Below are 2,881 nucleotides of genomic sequence, written 5' to 3' on the forward strand. Positions count from 1 at the left end.
ACCCGCCTCGACCGCTTCGGCGTGCCCAGGCTTCTACGCACCCTCATCGCCGTGGTGCTGGCCATCGTGCTCTATCTGGTCGTGATCAGCATGCTGCGCGAGGTGACCGGCGAGATCCAGAGCCGTGCGGGCTTCGTCGGCGGCTTCGGCCTTCCGCCCTGGGTCGGCTGGATCGTCGGCGGCGCGCTTGCCGGGGGCGTGGGCTACTTCATCGGCCATATCTGCCTGGGGCTTCGAAGCGACTACCTGGCGATCGCGACGCTGGGCATCGCCGAGATCATCAAGGCGTTTCTGAAGAACTCCGACTGGCTGACCCGGGGCACCGCCACGGTCTCGCCGCTGCCCTGGCCGACCCCGGGGCCTTCCGAGCTCGGTTTCACGCTCTCGCGGGCGGTGTACCTGTCGCTGACCGCGGTGATCATCGCGGTGATCTTCTTTCTGCTCCACCGCGCCTACCATGCGCCCTGGGGGCGGATGATCCGCGCCATTCGCGACAACGAGGTGTCGGCGGCGGCCATGGGCAAGAACATCAACAAGCGTCGTCTCGAGATCTTCGTGCTCGGCTGTATCTTGATGGGCCTGGGCGGTGGCGTGCTCGGCACCTTCAACAGCCTGTTCGACCCCCAGGGGTATCTGCCGCTGAACCACACCTTTCTGGTACTGGTGATGGTGATCCTCGGCGGGCCGGGCAACAACCTGGGCACGATCTTCGGCGCCGTGGCGGTCTACATCATCTGGATCATGTCGGAGCCTCTGGCGCTTTACGTCATGCAGCTGGTGGCGAGCCTGGGCGAGAGCGCCGGATGGGCGCTTCCGAGCAACCTGGACAGCCGCGCGCTGCAGGCCCGGGTGCTGGTGATCGGCATGCTGATCACCGTCGTGCTGCGCTTCGCGCCCAAGGGGCTCTTGCCGGAGAACATCAAGACTCACGGCTAACCACCGACCATCACGAAAGACCATCACGAAAAACGCCCCGGGCTTTCAGCCCGGGGCGTTTTTTTACCAGGGTTCCTGGCGTCGTGACTTACAGATCGAGCTGCCCCTTGGTCACGAAGCGGCCATCCTCCACCGCCATTTCGACCACCACGCCGGGCACGTCGCCGTTCTCGTCGAACTCGTGGGAGCCGGAGGCGCCTTCGTAGTTGATCTCGGTGCCGGCGGCGATCAGCTCCACGGCCTTCTCCCACTCGCCGGGCAGGATTACCTCGCCCGGGGCGCTGGCCACACTTCGAAGCGCCTCGGACAGCCCTTCACGCTCGGCGCTGCCGTTTTGCTGGATGGCCAGCGCCAGCAGGAAGGCGGCGTCATAGGCTTGCGCGGCAAACACGGCGCTGGGGTCGAAGCCGGCCTCGGTAGCGGCGCTCTCGAAGATCTCGGTACCGGGAAGCTCGGGGCTGCCCGGGCGGGTAGCGATCATGCCATCGAGCACGTCGGCGCCGATTGCCTCGACCAGGCTGTCGCCGACCATGCCGTCGGCGCCCACGTACTGGGTGAACATGCCGCTCTCATACGCCTGGCGCAGCACGGTCTGGCCGGAGGTGTCGGCGTAGGCGAGCACCACCAGGGTGTCGGCGCCGCCGGCGGAGAGCGAACCCAGCTCCGAGCGGTAGTCGGCGCGGTTGTCCTCGTGGGCGAGATTGGCCACCACCTCGCCGCCGCCGGTTTCGAACGCGGTGGCGAAGGCGTCCGACAGCCCCTGGCCGTAGTCGTTGTTGACGTAGGTGACCGCCACGACGTCGATCCCCTTGTCGAGCAGGAGCTTGGCGAGCATCTCGCCCTGGAAGGCGTCCGACGGCACGGTACGAAACACCAGGTCGTTGTCGTCGAGTTCGGTCACCGCGGGTGCGGTGGAGGCCGGCGAGACCATCACCACGCCCCCGGGGACGGCGGCGTTGTTGGCCGCGGCGATGGTCACGCCGGTGCACAGGGCGCCGACGATCGCGGTGACGTTTTCCGAGTTGACCATGCGGTCGGCGGCATTGGAGGCCGCCGAGGCGTCGGAGCAGGTGGTGTCGCCGGAGGGCATCGACAGCGTCTGGCCGTCGAGGATGCCGCCCTGCTCGTTGACCTGGGCCACGGCGAGCTTGGCACCTTCGAAGATCGGCGGCGTCAGGCTCTCGATGCCGCCGGTGAAGCCTCCCAGGAAACCGATCTTGACGTCGGCCTGGGCGCTGGCCGCCAGGGCCAGGGAAGACGCCGCCACGGCGGTCACTAATGCGCGTTTATTTATCATGTTGTTCATCGCTCCCAATGTGAGGTGCGCGCGGGCCTTCGCCGACGCTGCCTCTAATCTGGAACCGCCGCGTGAAAAACACAAGCGCGGGCTGTTAACGCTTGCGCTAGAGCCAGCGCTCCAGGCGGAAGGTGCGACTCGCCCAGGCATTCAGGTGGCGCCACGCGTTGCCGGGCTCCTTCTCGGCGGCCAGCGGCTCGCCGCGATGCTCGTAGCGCCAGACGAGCTCCTCGTCGTCATCGAGCAGTACCTGGTAGCTGATGGTCGGCTCCTGGCCCACCGCCACCAGCTCGTCGAAGGCTGTCTGGAGCCCTTCGCTGCGTACCAGTACGCCGACCTCGCTGTTCCACAGAATCGAGCGCGGGTCGACGTTGAAGGAACCGATGAACACCTGGTCGTCCATGCGCAGCGCCTTGATGTGCAGCGCCGAGGCGGAGGCGCCGGGCACGCGCATCTCCTCCTCGCCATTGCCGTCGCCGGGCTCCTGCTCCGGGCGCAGCTCGAACAGGCGGATGCCGTGCGCGAGCAGCGTCTTGCGCCAGGGCGCGTAGGCGCCGTGCACCACGGCGGCGTCGGTGGACTCCAGCGAGTTGGTGATGACCTCGACCTCGACACCGTCGTCGGCCAGCGCCACCAGCCGCTCGACCC

3 protein-coding genes are annotated in these 2,881 nt (G+C 67.3%); 1 reads left to right on the plus strand and 2 read right to left on the minus strand.

The window, feature by feature from the left end; genetic code table 11:
• On the plus strand, positions 1-936 hold a 936-nt coding region (locus tag BIS11_RS14235; protein WP_253586368.1), incomplete at its 5' end, for a branched-chain amino acid ABC transporter permease.
• Between the two features lie 88 nt (positions 937-1,024).
• On the opposite strand, the gene BIS11_RS14240 is transcribed toward BIS11_RS14235, so the two are convergent.
• Both BIS11_RS14240 and BIS11_RS14245 read right to left on the minus strand, forming a co-directional pair.
• The gene (locus BIS11_RS14240) at positions 1,025-2,233 is read right to left on the minus strand and encodes an ABC transporter substrate-binding protein (protein WP_253426458.1); all 1,209 of its coding nucleotides are present in this window, start codon (positions 2,231-2,233) and stop codon (positions 1,025-1,027) included.
• A 106-nt stretch (positions 2,234-2,339) separates the two neighbouring features.
• Positions 2,340-2,881 (minus strand): phospholipase D-like domain-containing protein (locus tag BIS11_RS14245; protein WP_253586369.1); only part of this gene is annotated, 542 nt, incomplete at its 5' end.

Source organism: Halomonas sp. 707D4 (assembly GCF_024158685.1).
In the GTDB taxonomy this organism is placed as follows: Bacteria; Pseudomonadota; Gammaproteobacteria; order Pseudomonadales; family Halomonadaceae; genus Vreelandella.